This window comes from Nocardia brasiliensis NBRC 14402 (assembly GCF_000308475.2).
GTDB lineage: Bacteria > Actinomycetota > Actinomycetes > Mycobacteriales > Mycobacteriaceae > Nocardia > Nocardia brasiliensis.
Window position 1 is genome coordinate 114765 of the sequence record NZ_BAFT02000068.1, and the last position, 19677, is coordinate 134441.

Below are 19677 nucleotides of genomic sequence, written 5' to 3' on the forward strand. Positions count from 1 at the left end.
GAAGACCTTGTGTATCGGCGCGCCGCGGGCAAGAGCACTGGGGTTTGCCGCGCAGACGGTGGACTTCGATCCGCTGCCGGGACGGGCACGATGACTCAGGCGTGGGCGGGACCGCCGGTGGCAGTCGTCGGCATCGGGGCCGACGGATGGGCCGGGTTGGGTACCGCGGCACGGGACGCGGTACTGAGTGCGGAGGTGATCTTCGGGTCGCCGCGGCAGCTTTCGCTTGTGCTGGAAGGGGATTCGCAGCGGGTGGCGTGGCCCTCGCCTCTGGTGCCCGCCCTGCCGGAGCTGTTCGCGCGCTACGGCGGGGCACGGGTGTGCGTGCTCGCCAGCGGGGATCCGATGTTCTACGGGATCGGCGTGACTCTGGCGCGGCTGCTGGGTCCGGCGGCGTTGCACGTACTGCCGCAGCCGTCCTCGGCATCGCTGGCGTGCGCGCGCCTGGGCTGGCCGCTGGCCGGGACGCCCGTGGTGAGCGTGGTCGGGCGGGCACTGGCGACCGTACTGCCCGAGTTGGTGCACGGCAGGCGCGTTCTCGTGTTGAGTGCCGACCAGGACACCCCGGCCGCTCTCGCGGAACTCCTGGCCCGCAACGGCTTCGGTGATTCCGCGCTGACCGTGCTCGAGCAGCTCGGCGGTCCGGGGGAGCGGCGGGTGACGGATACGGCGCAGCACTGGCGGTACCCGCCCGGCGATCCGCTGAACATCGTGGCGATCGACTGCGTGGCCGATCCGGCACGGCCGCGGGCGACGCGAATTCCTGGCCTGCCGGACGAGTTGTTCGGCGGCGACGGTCAGCTCACCAAACACGAGGTGCGCGCCCTCACCCTCGCCGCCCTCGCCCCCGCGCCCGGCGAGCTGCTATGGGATATCGGCGGCGGCTCGGGCAGTATCGCGATCGAGTGGTGCCGCACGCACCCCGGCTGTCGCGCAGTCTCTTTCGAACGCTCGGCCGGGCGCAGACAGCAGATCGCCGACAACGCGGCGGCGCTCGGCGTCCCCCAGGTGGCGGTGCGCGGCGCCGCCCCGGCGGAGCTGATGCACGAATCCGGCCCGCCGGATGCGGTTTTCCTCGGCGGCGGGCTCACCCAGCCTGGCCTGTTCGAGACATGCTGGGCGCAGCTGCGCCAGGGCGGCCGCCTCGTCGCGAACGCGGTGACGGCCGAATCCGAATCGTTGCTGCTCAGCTGGGCGGCGGCGCACGGCGGTGCGTTGCGCAAGTTCCAGATCTATCGTGCGGAGCCGTTGGGATCGTTCACGACCTGGCGTCCGCAGTTGCCGGTGACGCAATGGTCGGTAGTGAAAGTGCACAATGCGGGGTCGCGAAATGAGGTCCGCGGATAAAAATCGTGCACCCGCGGCGGGTAGGGTCGGTGGCCGAGATCCGATCATGATCGGAAATCCGGTTCCTGATGGGGAGATAGATGAAATACAAAAAGTTCGCCGCAACCGCATTTCTGGCCATCGCCGCTACCGGCGTCAGCGCGGGCACCGTGTACGCCGCACCTTCGCCCGTTCCGCCTGCGACGCAGGACCAAGCAACCACCGCACCCACCGTCACCGGTAAGGACCAGGGCGTCGACTATGCCCTGACCCTGGCCGACGCGGGCAAGTCCCTCGTCACCACCGTCACCGGCGGCGCGTTCACCCTGGCCGCCGACAAGCAGTCGGTCACGCTGCAGAACGCGGCGGGGGAGACCGTCACCAGCATCCCGCTCACCGCGACGGCCAAGGGTCAGCAGGTGGAGATCGCCGCGGCCATCGCCGACGACGCCAAGCAGTTGACGCTCACCCCGAAGGTGCAGCCGTCCGCGAACGCGCCGGTCGCCGCCGAGTTCATCGGCGCGCAGGAGTGGTTCTTCGCGGAATTGCAGCGGGCTTCGCTCGGCGCGCTGGTGGGCGGCTTGATCGGGGCCGCGGTCGGGTTCCTGTTCTTCGCGGTCGGCATCGTGCCCGGCGCCGTGCTCGGCGCGCTCATCGGCCTCGCGGTCGCGGGCGGTCCGTCGCTGCTGAACGCGGGTATCGCCTACTTCAGCGGCCAGCCCTGAGAACCCTGATTCTGGGCGGCACCGGGGAAGCCCGGGAACTCGCCCGCATCGCGACCGGCGAGCCGGGATTCGACATCGTCTCCTCGCTCGCCGGTCGCGTTCGCGACCCGGTGCTGCCGGTCGGCGCGGTGCGCGTCGGCGGCTTCGGCGGGGTCGCGGGTTTGTCGGAATGGTTGGCGGCCAACGGGATCGAGGCCGTGGTCGACGCCACCCATCCGTTCGCGGGGGTGATCAGCGGCCATGCGGCCGCCGCCGCGAAATCGCTCGGTCTGCCCCTGGTGCAGCTGCGGCGGCCGGGCTGGACCGCCGGGCCCGGCGATCGGTGGATTCGCGTGCCCGATCTGGCCGCGGCCGCGAAAACCGTTGCCGAGCAAGGTGAACGCGTCTTCCTGACCATCGGCCGGCAGGGCGTCGCCGCGTTCGCCGGTCTGACCCGGCCGTGGTTCCTGATCCGCGCCATCGACCCGCCGACCGGTGCGCTGCCGCCACGGCACGAATTGTTGCTGGCGCGTGGACCTTTCACACACACGGAGGAAACCCGGTTGCTCGCGGACCGGCGCATCGATCTGCTGGTCACCAAGGACAGCGGCGGCGACCGGACCGAGGCCAAGCTGACCGCGGCCCGGGCGGCGGGAGTGCCGGTGGTCGTGATCGAGCGCCCGCCGCTGCCGGACGGGGCGGTGCCGATGGAAACCGTTGCGCAGGTGTGGGAATGGCTGCGGGCGCAGCGATCAGCGACCGAGCAGCTCGGGTAGGCGGTCGAACCAGTCGAGCACGGCGCGTTCGTAGCCGATGCCGAAATCCAGCGTGGCGCGGGCATAGGGCGGTAGATCGGTGGGGTCCTCGTCCAGATACCTGCTCAACCTGCCCTGATGGATCTCCCGGTTGGCGGCGATGATGCGATCCAGGTGGGCGCGATCGAGGTGGTCTCCGAAGGAGAGCGTGAGCAAGAGCGGGAAGCGGATGTTCTCGCCGCCCGGATCGCGGGCGATCCACTCCAGGAACGCTTCTCGCCCCGCGTCGGTGATCAGATAGGGGGTGCGCTCGCGCGCGCCGGGGACGCCTTTCTCCACCAGTCCCGCCGCGTCCATCGTGGCGAGTTCGCGGTAGACCTGGCTCTGGGTGATCGTCCAGAAGTCACCGATCCGGTCCTGCGCCTTGGCCACCAGATCCCAGCCCGACATCGGGCCTTCGTGCAGGAATCCGAGCAGCGACGCCGCCGTGGAGTTCAACGGCTTGCGGCTGGTCGCGGTGTTCGTCAACCGACTGCTCCCTTCGCTCTCAACATTCCATAGTGGAATGTTATACGAAACGCGTGTCAGGTTCTTCGGCAGTGCACTAGTTGTCGCCGGTCAGCAGCTCGAGCCGGGCCAGTACCTGGGCCATGCCCGCCTCCAAACGGATCTGGCTGCGGCGCAATTCGACGAGATCTTCCTCGATCCGTTCGGCACGCTCGTCGATCCGGTGGATGCCGTCGAGCGCCTTCCTGGTGAGTGCCGCGAGTTCGTTGAGAACGTCCCCCTGTTCGTCGAGTGCCTGTTCGCTCGCGGTGGCTCGGGCCTCCAGGGCTCGGGCGCGCAGCGTCAGCTCCGACAGTGTCGCGGCCAAGATCCCTCCAATCGTCGGTGCGTCAGGAGATCCTACGCGTTCGACGACCTCGCGTCGCCTGCCCCGGCGTAGCGACGCGAGGTGTAGACGCGGACCCCGTGGTCGGTTTCGGTGGCGACGGTGGTCGACGCGCCGATGATCAACAGGGTGCGCATGTCGACGTCCGCCGGGTCGAGCTCGCCGAGCGCGACCACCCGCACCGACTCGGCCGGGCCGCCGACATCGCGGCCGAGCACCACCGGCGTATCCGGCTTGCGATGCTCCAGCAGCAGATCACGCATGGCGCCGACCTGCCAGGTGCGTTGCGAGGAGGCGGGGTTGTAGACGGCGATCGCCATATCGGCGGCGGCCACCGCGGAAAGTCGTTGCGCGACAACCTCCCACGGCTTGAGCCGGTCGGAGAGCGAGATCATCGCGTAGTCGTGCCCGAGCGGCGCGCCGACCCGGCTGGCGACCGCGTTGGCCGCGGTGAGGCCGGGCAGCACGCGCACCGGGACGCCGGCCCACTGGGGATCGTCCGCCTCCTCCAGCACGGCCGCCGCCATCGCGAACACCCCCGGATCGCCCGACGACACGACCGCGACGCGCGCGCCGCGCCGCGCCAGATCCAGTGCCATCGCGGCGCGTTCCGATTCGACCCGGTTGTCGCTGGCGTGCCGTCGCTGTCCCGGGCGGACGGGCACCCGGTTCAGATAGGTGGTGTAACCAACGAGATCCGTTGCCTCCGAAAGTGCTTCGAGCACCTCGCTGGTCGTCCACGCCGCCGCGCCAGGGCCGAGGCCGACGACGGTGACGTGTCCGCCTTCGGCCGCCCCCGCTGTGCCGAGGGTGGGCTCCTGGACAGCACCGGCTCTGGTGCTCGGCTCGTGCCGGACCGCTGTGACATGCTCGCTATCGGCAACACCCGTCGTGTCGAGGGCAGGTTCCGTCGTGGCCCCGGCCAGGGGGTACTGCTCGCTGGATGCTGGGTGGGTGAGCCGCGCCGCAGAGACGTTCTCAGCGGTGTCCTGCTCCTCGAGTTGCGCGGCAACAAATGTGGGCTCTGGCGCGCCGGACGGCGTTGCCGGGGAGCTGTTCTCCGTATGGCCGGTGCCAGTAGGGCGATTACGGGTATCCCGGGAGACCTGCTGCGCGGTAGCGGGATTCGCCGTCAGAGCGGGGATGGTGGTCGGGGTGGGGCCGGGGACCACGGTGATCGCGAAGTACGGTACGTCCGCGTCGTCGACGTCTGCGGCCCGCAGCACCCGCTGCCGGGTGCTGCTCGCCCGTTCGACGTAGTACGCGTCGTCGAGTCGCCCCGAGTCGGAAAGTGCTTGGCGCACACCGGGATAGGTGCGGCCGAGTTTCATGATGGCGGCGGCCTCGGTATCGCGCAGCCGCCGGGTGAGTTCGTCCACCGGCATGGTGCCGGGCAGCACGGTCAGCACCTGCTCGCCCTCGACCAGCGGGGTGCCGAGCGCGGCCGACGCGGCGCTCACCGAGGTGATGCCCGGAATGATCTCGGCCTCGAACCGGTCGGCCAGCCGCCGGTGCATATGCATGTAGGAGCTGTAGAAGAGCGGGTCACCCGCGGCGAGCAACGCCACCGACCGGCCTGCCGCCAGATGGGCGGCCAAGCGTTGCGCCGCCTGCTCGTAGAACTCGTCGATGGCGCCCTGATAGCCGCCGGGGTGGTCGGTGGTCTCGGTCGTCACCGGGTAGACGAGATGCTCCTCGAGCTGGTCCGCGCGCAGGTACGGCGCGGCGATGGCGCGCGAGATGCTGCGTCCGTGCCGCGCGCTGTGGAACGCGATCACGTCGGCGGCGGTGATCACCCGCGCCGCCTTCACCGTGACCAGTTCCGGATCGCCGGGACCGAGCCCGACCCCCCACAGTTTGCCGGGAGTATTCGTCGTCTCGGTCATTCCTGTTCGCTCGCAATCGCATTCAACGCCGAAGCGGTGATGGCGCTGCCCCCGCGCCTGCCCCGGACGGTGAGGAACTCGACCCCGCCGAAAGCGGCCAGCGCGTCCTTGGATTCGGCGGCGCCGATGAAGCCGACCGGGATGCCGAGCACGGCGGCGGGCCGGGGCGCACCCGCGTCCAGTAGGTCCAGCAGATGGAACAGCGCGGTCGGCGCGTTCCCGATGGCGACCACCGCGCCGTCGAGCCGGTCCCGCCACAGCTCCAGGGCGGCCGCGGAACGCGTATTGCCCATGGCGGCAGCGAGTTCCGGCACCCGCGGGTCGGTCAGCGTGCAGATCACCTCGTTGTCCGCGGGCAGTCGCTTGCGCGTCACGCCCGAGGCGACCATGTTCGCGTCGCACAGAATCGGCGCGCCGGCCCGCAGGGCCGTGCGCGCCGCGGCCACCACAGCGGGCGAAAACGCCACGTCCGCGGCCAGATCCACCTGTCCGCAGCCGTGGATCATCCGCACCACCACCTGCGCGACGTCCGGCGGGAACCCGCTGAGGTCCGCCTCGTCGCGGATCATCGCGAACGAGCGCCGATAGATCTCGGCGCCGTCGGTGAGGTAGCTGGCACGCACGTCGGACATGCGCATCACCCTAGGACGTGCGCGCCCGCCCAGTTCGGCGCGGGTAGCCGGAGCTCAGGTGCGGGGACGTTCGAGGATGCGGGACATGACGATGGAACTGCGGGTCCGTCCGACCCGCGCGTTCTCCCGGATGCGTTCGACGGTGACCTCGATTTCGGCCATGTCCGTGGCCATCACGTGCACCAGCGCGTCGGCCTCGCCCGCGATCGTCCACACGCCGACCACCTGTGGAATCGGTTCCAGACTGCGGCGCAGTTCGGCGGGGGAGATGTTGTCGCGGTAGTAGACCTCGACGTAGGCCTCGGTTTTCCAGCCGAGCGCGGCGGGATTCACCAGCGCGGTGAAGCCGATGATCTGCTTGCTCGCCACCATCTTGTCGACGCGGCGCTTCACCGCGGGCGCGGTCAGCCCCACCGCGCTGCCGATCTCCTGGAACGAGGCCCGGGCCTGTCTGAGCAGGTGCTCCAGGATCCGCCGGTCGATGTCGTCCACGTCACAACCCTTTCTTCGATGCACAATAATTCGATGTTCTAGGGCAGATATGCGCAACGAATCGCTGTTTCTGGCGCAATAGTAGGCGAATTACTGTCGTGTAAGCCGCAAGATCGCGCCGACCTACCGGGAGACACGTTGACTTCTGTAGCCACCCTCCGCGCCGAGTCCACCGCACGTCAGCCGTTGCCGAAACGGTTCGTCATGTGCCGGCCGGACCACTTCGAGGTCACCTACTGCATCAATCCGTGGATGGATCCGGACGCGCCCGTCGACCGGGCCCTCGCCCTGGACCAGTGGGAGCGGCTGCGCGCCACCTACCAGGAGCACGGGCACAAAGTCGATGTCGTGCCCGGCGTGCCCGGCCTGCCCGACATGGTCTTCGCCGCGAACGGCGGCCTGGTGATCGGCGACCGCGCGATGTCGGCCAAGTTCACCCACGCCGAGCGGGCCGCCGAAGGTCCCGCCTACCACCGCTGGTTCGCCCAGCACGGTCTGGCCGGGCTGGTCGACGCCCGCGAGGTGAACGAGGGCGAGGGCGATTTCCTGCTGGTCGGTGAGCGGTTGCTCGCCGGGATGGGTTTCCGTAGCTCGCCGGCGGCGCATCAGGAAGTGGCGCAGCACTTTTCCCGCGAGGTGATCTCGCTCGAACTGGTCGACCCGCGCTTCTACCACCTCGACACCGTGCTGTTGCCGCTCGACGCCACCACCATCGCCTACTTCCCGCCCGCCTTCAGCGCCGCGAGCCAGGCGGTACTCGCCGAACTCTTCCCCGACGCCATCGTCGCCATCGACGCCGACGCCGAAGTGCTCGGATTGAACGGCGTCTCCGACGGTTTCAACGTCTTCCTCAGCGACAAAGCCGTCACCCTCAGCGAATCCCTGCGCGAGCGCGGCTTCAACCCGATCGGCATCGACATGTCCGAACTGCTCAAAGCCGGCGGCAGCGTCAAATGCTGCACCCTCGAAATCCACTGACACCACCGGAATAGCACGGCCCGAGGGCTGCGGCCGCCACCGCAACCCTCGGGCCGTTGCCGTGCCGGAGGTATGGCGAAGGAGTGGCCCGCGCGGGGCGACCTGTGCCGGTGGCGCCCGGCGGACCGCGGCCTCAGCGCAAGCGCGGCCGAACGCGTGGCGGGTCTTCGCGTCCTCTGGGCCGGACGGTTTGGACGTGTCGGTGAGGCCCCGTCAGCGGGCGCGGGCTCATGTACCGGGGAGCCGAAGTAGACATCGGCCGCGGCAACGATGTCGTCTCCACCGCGACCGAGATCAGCCGGGCCGCGTCGCGGGCGGTGGTTCAGTCGATGCGGTAGCCGGAATCTGTGGCGATGACGTCGGTGACTTCGCCGCGGGGGCGGCCGCAGCGGCGTTCGCAGCCGGACCAGTGTTGGCGGCCTGCGACGGTCACATCGGTGGCGTTCAGTGAAAGGGGTTGGTGCGCGGGGGAATCGGCGGCGGTGCCGGGCTCGGGAGCATCGGTGTGGGCAGGCGGATCGGCGTGCGCGGGCACCTCGGCGGCGGGCGCATCGGCGTGAGCGGACGGATCGGCATCGGCGGGCGAATCGGCGTTGGCGGGCACCTCGGCGGCAGACGCCTCGGCGGTGGGCGGATTGGCGGCGGGCGAATCGGCTTGGACCGCTGGGTCGTTCGCAGGCGCGAGTACTCGGCCGGATTCGATCGCGTCGGTGACGTCGGCGCGGACGTCGGTCAGTGCTTTGGCGCAACCGGGGCGGCCGGCGCAGGCGCTGACCTGTAGCCAGGGGGAGTTGGCGTCGAAGATGAGGCCCATGGGGGCTAGCACTCGGACGACCTGTTCGGCGGCCCACTCGTCGAGGTCGGCGATGATGAGGCTGCGCCACGGGGTGAGGAAGACGGGACGTTCTATCGCGGCGATGAATTCGGCGGTGCGGGCGGGCAGCGAACCCAGCCGCACGCCGGCGCCGAGGCTGACCGATCCGTTGTCTTGATCCAGCCAGCCGATCGGAATATTTTGGGCGGCACCGAATTCCAGTCGCTCGGCGCTGCGGTCGAGGCCGAGGTGCTCGGCCACTCGCTCGGCGCCGTCGGCGATGTCGTGCAGCCGCCACTGCCCGGTCTCGTCGTCGCGCAGGTCCAGGAAGCCGTGTGCCGCGGCGAGCACGACGTCCACCGCGTCGACCGCGGAGATCCGGATGCCGGCGTCCGCTCCGGCCAGCACCAGCGCGAATTCGTCTGGGCCCGTGGCATGTACGCCGATATCGCCGCTCAACCCGCTGACGTCGCCGCGCCCGTCGTCGAGCGTGAACAGCACCCGTCCGGGCAGGTCGGCGAGCCGGGGTGCGGCGAGCAGTCCCGCGTCGAGCACCGGCACGAACCGGTGCACATCGGAGGTTCCGCCGATGCGACCCGACAGCGGGGAGGCGACGATATTGCGCACCCGCTCGTGCGTCCGGCTCGGCAACAGTCCGGCCGCGTCGAGCCGCTCGGTCAGCGCCGCCGCGTCCCGCACCTGCCGCACCTGCAGATTCCCGCGTGAGGTGAGTTCGAGATGCCCGTCTCCGAGGTCGCGCGCCGCTTCCGCCAGCACTTGCAATTGCGCCGGTTCGATCCGCCCGCCGGGCACCCGGATCCGAGCCAGCGGCCCGTCCGCCGCCTCGTGCAGCCGCAGCACCCCAGGGCAAGAATCCGGAACCCGTCGCGTCATAGTCTCCCCAGCCTACGAAACCGCCCCGGCGCAGCGCGGCGGCACCGGCCGGCGCGCACGCCGCCCGGTGCCGCCGGGGGAACTATTTCAACGCCACCCGGACTCCGCCGGAGAACATCGAATCGTGGAACTCGATCGCGGCCGGGTCGGTGCCTTTCGGCACGTCGAACACGATCGTGACCGCCACTTTGTTGCCGGGATTGATCTCACCGACGAACTGTGGGTTCACCGCCATTTCCGCGGCGGTGTCGTTGGTGAACGAGCGTCCCTGGGCGTCGATCAGTTTCTGGTTGTCGGCGAAGTAGCTCTGCGGTTCGCTGCCGATATTGCTGACGTCGACACGTACCAGGATGAATTCACCCTGCGCGTCCTCTTTCAGGAATTCGTTGTCACCGACCGTTGTCACCGGCGGATCGACCCCCGTGACCGAGAACGCGAACTTGCCGTCCCGAACTTCGGTGCCGGCCGGTTCGGTGGTGCTGCGTTTGTCGTCGACCTTCGATACTTCGTTGGTAACCAGTGCGATACAGCCTACGAAAAGCGCTGCGATCAGCACGAATACACCGAGTAATGCCCACGGCCAGATGCGTCGCCGCCGGGGCGGCGCATAGCCCGGCTGTCCGTACGGCGGCGGAGTAGCCGGCCCTTGCCACGGCTGGGGTGCTTGTGGAGCAGTCAAAGCGGGTCCTTCCGAAATTGCCGCAGAGAGGTCCCCCTGCGACAGCTGAATCTGGCTACGGTCGACTCGTAGCTGATTCATAGCGGTTACACATTGCTGTGTTACAGCTCACAAATCATCGGGACCGCAATCGGGCGCTGACGGGCGCGGCTTCGAACCATTTCGCGCTGCCGATCCCGGTGAACATGGCCAACCTCGGTGCGTCGCGCCGCGACGCGCGGGGTAGCATCCCAGGGCTCGGCGGGTGACGAGGAAACCGGTGTAAATCCGGTGCGGTCGCGCCACTGTGAAAGCCAGACCCTCTGGGCTTGCCCACTCCGCCGGCTCCGCTGGCTGCCGAACCCCGGCAGCGAGCAGCGAACACCCGATGGGCGCGTCACCCGAGGAAGGCTGCCACCTGTGATCCTGCTGCTGTCCACGTCCGATACCGATTTGCTCAGTGCCCGTGCCAGCGGCGCCGACTATCGGTGGGGTAACCCCGCCCGGCTGCTGGTGGACGATCTGCCCGCGCTGCTCGACGGCGCCGATCTGGTGGTCGTGCGCATCCTCGGCGGCAAGCGCGCGTGGGAGGACGGGCTCGCGGTGCTGCGCGACAGCGGGGTGCCGATGGTGGCGCTCGGTGGCGAGATCGCGCCGGACGCGGAGCTGATGGAATGTTCCACGGTGCCAGGCGGTGTCGCCGCGGACGCGCACAACTATCTCGCGGCCGGCGGCGCGGCGAATCTGCGCCAGCTGCACAACTTCCTGTCCGATACGGTGCTGCTGACCGGCCACGGCTTCGAGCCGCCGGTGCAGTTGCCGAGTTGGGGTGTGCTGGAACGGACTCCGGGGGTGGCGATACCGGCGGACGCGCCGACGGTCGCGGTGATCTATTACCGCGCACAGCATCTGGCCGGTAACACCGGCTACATCGACGCGCTCTGCCAGGCGATCGAGAACACCGGCGCCCGCCCGCTCCCGCTGTACTGCGCGTCGCTGCGCACCGCCGAACCGGAGTTGCTCGCGACCCTGCGACAGGCCGACGCGCTGGTGGTGACGGTGCTGGCGGCGGGCGGCACCAAGCCGGCCACCGCCTCGGCCGGCGGCGAGGACGAGGCGTGGGATGTGGGCGCGCTCGCCGACCTGGATGTGCCCATCCTGCAAGGTTTGTGCCTCACCAGCGGACGCGAGCAGTGGGCGGCCAACGACGACGGGCTGTCCCCGCTGGATGTCGCCACCCAGGTCGCGGTGCCCGAATTCGACGGACGGATCATCACGGTGCCGTTCTCGTTCAAGGAGTTCGACGCCGACGGCCTGTCGACCTACGTCCCAGATGCCGAGCGCGCGGCGCGCGTCGCCGGTATCGCGGTGCGTTACGCGCGGTTGCGGCACATCCCGCCCGCCCGCAAGCGCATCGCCCTGATGCTGTCCGCGTACCCGACCAAACATGCCCGCATCGGCAACGCGGTCGGCCTGGACACGCCGGCCAGCGCCATCCGACTGCTCACCGAAATGCGCAAGGCCGGTTACGATCTCGGCGCGCCCGGCGAGATCCCCGGCCTCGACGAACAGGACGGCGACGCCCTGATCCACGCGTTGATCGCGGCGGGCGGCCAGGATCCGGATTGGCTGACCGCCGAACAGTTGGAGGGCAACCCGATCCGGATCAGTGCCGCCACCTACGCGGCCTGGTTCGACACCCTGCCGGACGACCTGCGCGAGGCCGTGATCGAGGCGTGGGGCCCGCCGCCGGGCGAGCTGTACGTGGACCGCTCGGCCGATCCGAACGGTGAGATCGTCATCGCCGCATTGCGCTTCGGCAACGTGGCGCTGATGGTGCAGCCGCCGCGCGGTTTCGGCGAGAATCCCGTCGCCATCTATCACGACCCCGACCTGCCGCCGAGTCACCACTATCTCGCCGCCTACCAATGGTTGCGCGCGGCAGCGGGTTTCGGCGCCGACGCGATGGTGCACCTCGGCAAGCACGGCAACCTGGAGTGGCTGCCCGGTAAGACGCTCGGCATGTCCGCGTCCTGCGGCACCGATGCCGCGCTCGGCGACCTGCCGCTGATCTACCCGTTCCTGGTGAACGATCCCGGCGAGGGTACCCAGGCCAAACGCCGGGCGCACGCCACGCTGGTCGACCACCTGATCCCGCCCATGGCGCGGGCCGAAAGCTACGGCGATATCTCGCGTTTGGAGCAGCTGCTCGACGAGCACGCCAACATCTCCACCCTCGACCCGGCCAAACTGCCCGCCATCCGGCAGCAGATCTGGACGTTGATGCGCGCGGCGAAGATGGACCACGATCTGGGCCTGGCCGAACGCCCGGACGAGGACGTCTTCGACGACATGCTGCTGCACGTCGACGGCTGGCTGTGCGAGATCAAGGACGTGCAGATCCGCGACGGCCTGCACATCCTCGGCCAGGCGCCGGCGGGGGAGAGCGAGCTGGACCTGGTGCTGGCCATGCTCCGGGCCCGCCAGCTGTGGGGCGGTGAACGCAACGTGCCCGGTCTGCGGGAAGCGTTGGGGCTGGACGAGTCCGGCACCGAGGCCCGTGGCCGGGTCGACGTGGTGGAGGAGCAGGCCCGCGGCCTGGTCGCCGCGTTGCAGGCCGCCGACTGGTCCGTGGACGAGGTCGACCGGATCGTCGACGAGTTCGCGGCGGCGGGCGCGACCGCCGACCGTGAGCTGACGGCGGTGCGCGCGGTATTGCGTTTCGCCGCCGCCGAAGTCGTGCCGCGCCTGCGGCAGACCGGGGTCGAGGTGCAGCGCGTCCTGCACGCGTTGAACGGTGGGTTCATTCCCGCGGGTCCCAGCGGCTCGCCGCTGCGCGGCCTGATCAACGTGCTGCCCACGGGCCGTAATTTCTACTCGGTCGACCCGAAGGCCGTCCCCTCGCGGCTGGCCTGGGAAACCGGTCAGGCCATGGCGGATTCGCTGCTGGCCCGCTACCTGGCCGATCACGGCGAGTACCCGCGCTCGGTGGGGCTGTCGGTGTGGGGCACCTCGGCGATGCGCACCTCCGGCGACGATATCGCCGAAGTCCTTGCCCTGCTGGGTGTCCGGCCGGTCTGGGACGAGGCGAGCCGCCGGGTCACCACGCTCGAGGTGATCTCGCTCGACGAATTGGCCCGTCCGCGTGTCGATGTCACGGTGCGCATCAGCGGCTTTTTCCGCGACGCCTTCCCGCACGTGCTGGCGCTGCTGGACGACGCGGTCCGCCTGGTCGCCGAGCTCGACGAGCCCGCCGAGTCCAATTACGTGCGCGCCCATGCCGCTGCGGATCTGGCCGAGCACGGCGACGCCCGCCGTGCCACCACCCGCATCTTCGGTTCCAAGCCGGGCACCTACGGCGCGGGCCTGCTGCAGCTGATCGATGCCAAGAGCTGGCGCACCGACGACGATCTCGCGCAGGTCTACACCACCTGGGGCGGCTACGCCTACGGTCGCGATCTCGACGGCGCGCCGGCGGCCGATGACATGCGCACTGCGTATCGCCGAATCGCGGTGGCCGCCAAGAACACCGACACCCGGGAACACGATATCGCCGACTCCGACGACTATTTCCAGTTCCACGGTGGCATGGTCGCCACGGTCCGCGCGCTGACCGGGAAGAACCCCGAGGCCTACATCGGCGACAGCACCCGCCCCGACGCGGTGCGCACCCGGACGCTGTCCGAGGAGACCGCGCGGGTGTTCCGCGCCCGGGTGGTCAACCCGCGCTGGCTGGAGGCGATGCGCAGGCACGGCTACAAGGGCGCGTTCGAGATGGCCGCCACCGTCGACTACCTGTTCGGCTACGACGCCACCACCAATGTGGTCGCCGACTGGATGTACGAGAAGCTCGCGGAGAGTTACGTTTTCGACGACGTGAACCGCAAGTTCATGGAGCAGTCCAACCCGTGGGCCCTGCACGGTATTGCCGAGCGGCTGCTGGAGGCGGCCGAGCGGGACTTGTGGGAGCGCCCGGAGCAGGCGACACTGGATCGGTTGCGGCAGGTCTATTTGGAGACCGAGGGCGAATTGGAGTAGTCCGGAAAAGCAACCCCCCAATTATCGGGGGAATTTCGAAATCGCTGATCTTGCAGGGCAATTCGATCTGCCGAATGCTCTCGACAACATCATTGCCGAGAGCGCATGATCGATGGTGTTTCCACGGCCGTTTGCCGAGGAAACGCCAATCGAATCGGCTAGATGATTGGAAAGCCTTATGAATATCAGGAAATTCGTAGCGACCGCAGCCCTCACCATTGCCGCGACCGGTATCGCCGCCGCCACCGCGCACGGTGAGGTGCAGGTGGCCGACGCGATCAGCGGCGTCGATCAGGGGGTGGCCTACACCGCCACCGTCGCACCGGACCACTCGAGCGCGACCGTCACGCTCGCCTCCGGCAAGTTCGTGCTCACGCCCGATCAGGGCATCTCCGTCGTGGCGCCGGACGGCTCGCTGGTCGCCACCGTGCCGACCACGATGCAGTCGGTGTCGGGGCAGCAGGTTCGGGTGGCGCCGCAGGTCGACGCCGCCGCAACCACTTTGACGCTGCAGCCGGTCGGGGCCGCGGTCCCGGAGCTGGGCGCACCGCAATTCATCGGTGACGCCGGCACCACCGTCGCGGGCGTGTTGATCGGCTGCGCGATCGGCTTCCTGATCGGGCTGATCTTCGCGATTATCGGGGCCATCCCCGGTTGCATCATCGGTGGCATCATCGGCGGTATCGCGGGCGCCAACCAGCCCTAGTAGGTAATCGCAGTACGAGCGAACCCGGTCGCGATCGGCCCGGTGCCGAGTCGGCCGGGTTTCGCTATTTTCCCGAATTGTGCTGCGTCGAAGTTTTATTCGGCACCGGCCGCGCGCCGGAATCGCTCGGCGGTCGCCAGCAGCTGCTCGACGAGTTCCGGGCCGTCGAGCACCTCGAAATCGACGTCGGCCAAACCGAGATAGTGCGCGAGCATCCGCGGGTCGTCCGAACCCGCCTGCACCACACAGTGATCCGGTCCGTCCGCGGTGACCGACACCGCGGGCGGCAGCTTCGCCCGGATCTCCGGCGCGGGTGCGGCCATGCGCACCGTCGCACGATAGCGCCAGGTCGCGGCGCCGACGCCGCGCTGCACCCGTTCGGTGATCTCGGCTTCGGACAGCTCGCGCGGCGTGAACCGCGGACCGTTGGGCGTCTTCGGCACGATCCGGTCCACCCGGAAGGTGCGCCAGTCGGCGCGCCCGGGATCCCAGGCGACCAGATACCACCGCCCGCGGAAATGCACCATCCGGTGCGGTTCGACCGCGCGTCGCGACGGCGTCCCGGCGTGCGTCTCGTAGTCGAACCGCAGCTGCTCGCTCGCCCGGATCGCCCCCGCCACGGCGGTGAGCACCGCGGCGTCGACGGAGGTGCGCTGGAATTCCGCTGCGTGCACGGTGGCCGAGGTGAGCGTGGCGACCCGGTGCCGCAGCCGTGCGGGCAGCACCTGTTGCAACTTCACCAGCGCGCGGACCGAGGTTTCCTCGATCCCGGTGACCGCGCCGTTCGCCGCGGTGGCCAGCCCGACCGCGACCGCGACGGCCTCGTCGTCGTCGAGCAGCAGCGGCGGCAGCGCGGCGCCCGCGCCGAGCCGGTAGCCGCCCGCGACACCAGGCGTCGCGTGCACCGGATAGCCCAGGGTCCGCAGTCGCTCGATATCGGTGCGGATGGTGCGGGTGGACACCTCGAGCCGTGCGGCGAGCGCGGGACCGGTCCAGTCCCGATGCAGCTGTAGCAGCGACAACAGCCGGAGTAGTCGTGCGGAGGTCTCCAACATTGGTCGATCATCGCAGCAATCGCGGAAGCGTGCCTTCCGCGATCAGCTGCCGACCACCGCGTTCATGATCGTGCCCGCGCTGGTGGCGACCACCCCGCCGATCATCGCGCCCGCGATCATCTTCGGCGACTCCAGCGCACCGCCCTGCCACTTCTCCCAGGCGAATCGTCCACCGGCGAAGGTGATTCCGCAGACGCCGGACAGCAGCACCAGCCAGGTGAGGTAGCGGACCATCTGCAGGATCTTGTCCGAGACCGGCGGCGCTTCCGGTGTCGGGTTACCGATTTGGGCGAGGAGGGCGTCGTGCACAGCGATGATGACCATGAATACGCTCGCTTCGGGTCGATGTGACACCGGATGCGGTGTCACGGGCGCGTTGTCTGGGAGATAGCCATGCTTGTCCCGGACAGTATGTGCGGCCCTGACGATTTCGTGGAGCGTACGGCGGAACCTGTCGGGAATGTCCGATCAGGGCGTTATGGTGCGCGCAATCCGGAAGCCGACATCATCGAGGCGCAGACTGGGGTGGCTGCGCCGGCGCACTCCGGCCCGGCAGCTCCAGTGTTCGTCGAACCAGCCGCCGCCGCGCAGCACCCGGTAGGAGGCGTAGACCTCGGCGTCGTAGATGTCCCAGCACCAGTCCCAGGTGTTGCCGAGCATGTCGAACAGGCCGAACGCATTGGGCCGCTTACCGGCGACCTCGTGCATCCGCTCGCCGGAATTGCCGCGGTACCAGGCGATGTCGTCGAGTGGGCCGTAGCGCGGGCCGGTGCTGCCCGCCCGGCACGCGTACTCCCACTCGGCCTCGCTCGGGAGTCGGTAGCCGTCGGCGGCGGTGTCCCACTCGATGTCCTCGTCGGCGATGCGATACGCGGGACGCAAGCCCTCCTGTTCGGACAGGGCATTGCAGCAGCGCACCGCGTCCCACCAGGAGACGCCGTCGACGGGCCTGCGCTCGCCCGCCGTACTGCTCGGCCGTTCCCCGGTGATCTGGGCAAAGCGTTCCTGAGTCATCGGGACCGCGCCGATCCGGAAGGTTGCGATATCGACGGTCCACTGGCGTCGGGTCCGCCGATCCGCCAGCTGTACCGTGCCCGCGGGCACGGTGATCAGCGCGTGCGCGTCCACGCGCAGGTCAGGCACGCAGCTCGGGAATCGCCCCGTCGCGTTCCAGGTCGGGCTCGACCTGGTGCGGGAAGACGAACTTGCGCATGGCCCACCAGCGGAACACCGTGGCGAGCAGGGTGCCGATGATCGTCGCGCTGACGAAGTCGGCGATGTTCTCGGTGACCACCGATACGTGCGGCGCGCGGAGCTGGAAGATGTAGCTCGACACCGCGAGCGGCAGCTGGTTGATCACCATGCCGATGCCGGCCACCACGAAGAACAGCGCCGCCTCGTGCCGCCGCTCGTGCCCGCCGCGTGCGGTGAACGCCCACTCGCGGTTCAGGACGTAGGACACGACCGTCGCGATCAGCACGGCGACCATGTTGGCGGTCACCGGCTTGCCGTGCAGGACGGTCCATTTCAGTCCGAAGAACAGCACCGAGGTGGTGACGAAGGCGATCGCTCCGACGGTCAGAAACTTCAGCAGCTCCGCGTTGCGCACGAACGCCGACAGCATTCGGCTCGGCACGCGGGCAGCGACAATCTGGGCCAAGAACATCGGGCCAGGTTAGCCGAGTGCGGGCGGGCCGCCGTCACCGCCGCCGGATTCTCGATCGTTTCGCGAGTACGTTTGCGGGAGAACGGATCTCGTGTTTCGAAGGGCACGATATGAAAACGATCATGCCAGGCCGTTATCTTTCCGTTATATTCATTCGGATAGCGCTCATCTATTTCCCCAGGTCAGAGCCGTGTGGGCCGACTGTACAGATGCACATGCGCCGCTGGTCACAGTTGCACTCGCGCTCGGTGCGCCGAACGCCCGGAAATGTGAGAGTGTCTTGTATCGAGGCCGGGGCCCAGAGGAAAGTGGCTCGGACACCGGTCGGTACAACCACGAGGGGCCTCAGCCGTCGGCTGCGGCCCCTCGTTGTGTGTCCCGTGCGTTAAGCCGTTGGGCTGCGCCAATATTCGGGATCGCGACCGTAGTCGGGCGTCGTGTACGCGCGATCCCACGGCGCGTCCGGCGCCAGCAGTTCTCGCCAGGGCGCGACCTCGACGTAGAGCACCCGCATGGCGTCCAGGGAGGCGTAGTGCAGGGCAGGGCCGTCCGTGCTGACCGCGTCGTCTGGCACGGCGACGTCGAAATTGCGTTCCAGCGCGGCCCGTACGGTGGCCTCGACGCAGACGTTGGTCTGCAATCCGGCGACGACGAGGCGGTGTGCGCCGAGATTGCGGAGCAGCGGCTCGAGTTCGGTGTAGGCGAAGAAACTGTGCCGGGTCTTGGTGAGCACGATGTCGCCCCGGCGCGGCGCGACGTCGTCCAGGATGCGGGACTTCCACTCGCGTTGCTCGGCAGATACTTTCGGGACCAGCGGGCGGCGGTGCTGCAGATGCCTGCGCGGTCGCGGGCCGGTGCCGATCAAGCCGGACTGTCCGGCGATCATTCGGGAGTAGATGAGCGGGAACTGTTGGCACCGCGCCTGTTCGGCCAACTCGGCACATTCGCGGACGACCGCCTCGAGTCGCCAGATGGGCGGCCAGCCCAGTGCGGCACGCACGCCGTCGTCGGCGATGTAGGTGTTCTGCAGGTCGATCATGAGCACTGCGGTCTCGACCATCGGCGTCCTCCCGTGCGCGTCGAGGAACCCTTGTCTCGAGGGTAGGACGGCACGGCCGACGGCGTCGCGAAACGGCAGGCGCGGGTGCGGGTTCCGGCCCGTCAGTCCGGCGTGACGGGTCCGTTGATCTCCACGATGGCGTCGTTCAGGTCGATGACCGCCGCAACGCGCTGCCCCCAGGGGCGCGTGGTCGGGACCAGAGCGCTGCGCGCACCGGCCTCGACCGCGCGGCGATAAGCGTCGTCCACGTCGTCGGTTTCGAGCAGCACGCGAAAACCGTCGGAGGGCCGGGGTTCGGCGTAGTCCTCGATCTTGCGCCGGTGTTCGACGCTGAGATAGGGCGCGGTGGGCCCGTCGGACCAGCCGCCCCGGCCGAGCACCACGAAGGTGCCGTCGCTGTCGGCGAACACCTGTCCGAGACCGAAGGCTGCCTCGTAGAACGCCACCGTCGCGTCCACGTCGTCCACCAGCAACGCCACCCCGCCGAAGTGCATACCGACTCCTTGGATCCCCGCAGCCATTTGGAAAGGTAAATTACCGTATGGCGGCAATCGGCGCTGCCTCGATCTTTGTGAGATTGGCTACCGTGCGGCGAATGGGGCGGGCGTCAGGTCGAGGGCCATCTCGACCTCGATCAGGGATTCGTCCCGGGGCATCGCTCGCCGCCGCCCGGTCCGCTGGAAACCGTGCCGGAGATAGAGGCGCTCGGCCGGTTCGTTGCCGTCCAGCACCCAGAGCAGGGACCGTCGATGGCCCTGGCCGCGGGCCCAGTCGAGCACGGTGCGCACCAGCGCGTCGCCGACGCCCAGGCCGCGCGCCTGCGGGGCGACCCACATCGAGACCAGGTTGGACGTTTCCGGATGCTCGCCGAGTTCACCGCCCGCGAGGCCGGCCGGTTCGCCGTCGACCGTCGTGATGAACAGCGTTCGTTCGGAAAGCTTGTGCCGCCAATCGGTTTCGGTGCGCTGGGCGGCCTGCGCGTGCGTCAGGTTCGCGGAGTAGGGGGCTTCGAGCAACCCGGCCAGTTGCACGTCCCGGAAGATCTGCCAGTCGTCGCCGACGAGGCGTCGCGTGTTGATCACTGCTGCATGGTCGATCACCCGGCGGGTGCCGCGCAACGC

20 protein-coding genes are annotated in these 19677 nt (G+C 69.0%); 6 read left to right on the top strand and 14 right to left on the bottom strand.

All coding sequences use genetic code 11. The annotated features are described in order from the left end of the window. The first annotated feature begins 90 nt into the window (after positions 1-90). The 3 genes from TY25_RS25225 (at position 91) to TY25_RS25235 (ending at position 2806) form a co-directional block, all read left to right on the top strand. Entirely contained in the window at positions 91-1347 is a 1257-nt protein-coding gene (locus TY25_RS25225; RefSeq protein ID WP_042259880.1) for a bifunctional cobalt-precorrin-7 (C(5))-methyltransferase/cobalt-precorrin-6B (C(15))-methyltransferase, read from the top strand. Positions 1348-1427: 80 nt separating this feature from the next. Then, positions 1428-2051, top strand: coding sequence for a DUF8020 domain-containing protein (locus TY25_RS25230; RefSeq protein ID WP_042259882.1), 624 nt, complete (start codon positions 1428-1430; stop codon positions 2049-2051). Beyond that, the gene (locus TY25_RS25235) at positions 2048-2806 is read left to right on the top strand and encodes a cobalt-precorrin-6A reductase (RefSeq protein WP_042260007.1); all 759 of its coding nucleotides are present in this window, start codon (positions 2048-2050) and stop codon (positions 2804-2806) included. Before TY25_RS25230 ends, TY25_RS25235 begins: the two co-directional genes overlap by 4 nt. Here the strand turns inward: TY25_RS25235 and TY25_RS25240 are convergent. From TY25_RS25240 to TY25_RS25260, 5 genes are all read right to left on the bottom strand, one after another. Further along, entirely contained in the window at positions 2783-3313 is a 531-nt protein-coding gene (locus TY25_RS25240; protein ID WP_042259884.1) for a PadR family transcriptional regulator, read from the bottom strand. The genes TY25_RS25235 and TY25_RS25240 overlap by 24 nt on opposite strands. Before the next feature lie 76 nt (positions 3314-3389). Further along, complete coding sequence (locus tag TY25_RS25245; RefSeq protein WP_014986140.1) at positions 3390-3659, bottom strand: hypothetical protein; 270 nt, start codon at positions 3657-3659, stop codon at positions 3390-3392. Between the two features lie 32 nt (positions 3660-3691). Beyond that, positions 3692-5563, bottom strand: coding sequence for a precorrin-2 C(20)-methyltransferase (locus TY25_RS25250; RefSeq protein WP_042259888.1), 1872 nt, complete (start codon positions 5561-5563; stop codon positions 3692-3694). Then, the gene (locus tag TY25_RS25255; RefSeq protein ID WP_042260008.1) at positions 5560-6195 is read right to left on the bottom strand and encodes a precorrin-8X methylmutase; all 636 of its coding nucleotides are present in this window, start codon (positions 6193-6195) and stop codon (positions 5560-5562) included. Before TY25_RS25255 ends, TY25_RS25250 begins: the two co-directional genes overlap by 4 nt. 54 nt (positions 6196-6249) lie before the next feature. Continuing rightward, positions 6250-6687 (bottom strand): Lrp/AsnC family transcriptional regulator, encoded by a 438-nt coding sequence (locus TY25_RS25260; RefSeq protein ID WP_029895651.1) that lies wholly within the window; start codon positions 6685-6687, stop codon positions 6250-6252. Positions 6688-6825: 138 nt separating this feature from the next. Here TY25_RS25260 and ddaH point away from each other — a divergent pair, with 138 nt between their 5' ends. Next, positions 6826-7665, top strand: coding sequence for a dimethylargininase (gene ddaH / locus TY25_RS25265; RefSeq protein ID WP_226887287.1), 840 nt, complete (start codon positions 6826-6828; stop codon positions 7663-7665). A 322-nt stretch (positions 7666-7987) separates the two neighbouring features. Here the strand turns inward: ddaH and TY25_RS25270 are convergent, their stop codons facing one another. Further along, the gene (locus TY25_RS25270; RefSeq protein WP_042259894.1) at positions 7988-9373 is read right to left on the bottom strand and encodes a ferredoxin-like domain-containing protein; all 1386 of its coding nucleotides are present in this window, start codon (positions 9371-9373) and stop codon (positions 7988-7990) included. Positions 9374-9455: 82 nt separating this feature from the next. Further along, positions 9456-9929 (bottom strand): DUF4352 domain-containing protein, encoded by a 474-nt coding sequence (locus TY25_RS25275; RefSeq protein WP_226887288.1) that lies wholly within the window; start codon positions 9927-9929, stop codon positions 9456-9458. A 522-nt stretch (positions 9930-10451) separates the two neighbouring features. On the opposite strand from TY25_RS25275, the gene cobN reads away from it, so the two are divergent. Further along, complete coding sequence (cobN, locus tag TY25_RS25280) at positions 10452-14069, top strand: cobaltochelatase subunit CobN (protein WP_042259898.1); 3618 nt, start codon at positions 10452-10454, stop codon at positions 14067-14069. Between the two features lie 178 nt (positions 14070-14247). Next, on the top strand, positions 14248-14775 hold the full coding sequence (locus tag TY25_RS25285) for a DUF8020 domain-containing protein (RefSeq protein WP_042259900.1): 528 nt from the start codon (positions 14248-14250) through the stop codon (positions 14773-14775). 95 nt (positions 14776-14870) lie between these two features. On the opposite strand, the gene TY25_RS25290 is transcribed toward TY25_RS25285, so the two are convergent. From TY25_RS25290 to TY25_RS43255, 7 genes are all read right to left on the bottom strand, one after another. Further along, positions 14871-15830 (bottom strand): helix-turn-helix transcriptional regulator, encoded by a 960-nt coding sequence (locus tag TY25_RS25290; RefSeq protein ID WP_042259902.1) that lies wholly within the window; start codon positions 15828-15830, stop codon positions 14871-14873. A 42-nt stretch (positions 15831-15872) separates the two neighbouring features. Then, complete coding sequence (locus TY25_RS25295; RefSeq protein WP_029895639.1) at positions 15873-16154, bottom strand: hypothetical protein; 282 nt, start codon at positions 16152-16154, stop codon at positions 15873-15875. A gap of 144 nt (positions 16155-16298) precedes the next feature. Then, positions 16299-16973: a formylglycine-generating enzyme family protein gene (locus TY25_RS25300; RefSeq protein WP_081869095.1), complete on the bottom strand. Its 675-nt coding sequence runs from the start codon at positions 16971-16973 to the stop codon at positions 16299-16301. Further along, positions 16966-17496, bottom strand: coding sequence for a GtrA family protein (locus TY25_RS25305; protein ID WP_042259906.1), 531 nt, complete (start codon positions 17494-17496; stop codon positions 16966-16968). The genes TY25_RS25300 and TY25_RS25305 overlap by 8 nt, the downstream gene beginning before the upstream one ends. Positions 17497-17881: 385 nt before the next feature. Next, positions 17882-18556: a cysteine hydrolase family protein gene (locus tag TY25_RS25310; protein ID WP_042259908.1), complete on the bottom strand. Its 675-nt coding sequence runs from the start codon at positions 18554-18556 to the stop codon at positions 17882-17884. Positions 18557-18657: 101 nt separating this feature from the next. Next, the gene (locus tag TY25_RS25315) at positions 18658-19050 is read right to left on the bottom strand and encodes a VOC family protein (RefSeq protein WP_042259910.1); all 393 of its coding nucleotides are present in this window, start codon (positions 19048-19050) and stop codon (positions 18658-18660) included. A gap of 87 nt (positions 19051-19137) precedes the next feature. Beyond that, positions 19138-19638 (bottom strand): GNAT family N-acetyltransferase, encoded by a 501-nt coding sequence (locus TY25_RS43255; RefSeq protein ID WP_052383178.1) that lies wholly within the window; start codon positions 19636-19638, stop codon positions 19138-19140. Positions 19639-19677: the final 39 nt, after the last annotated feature.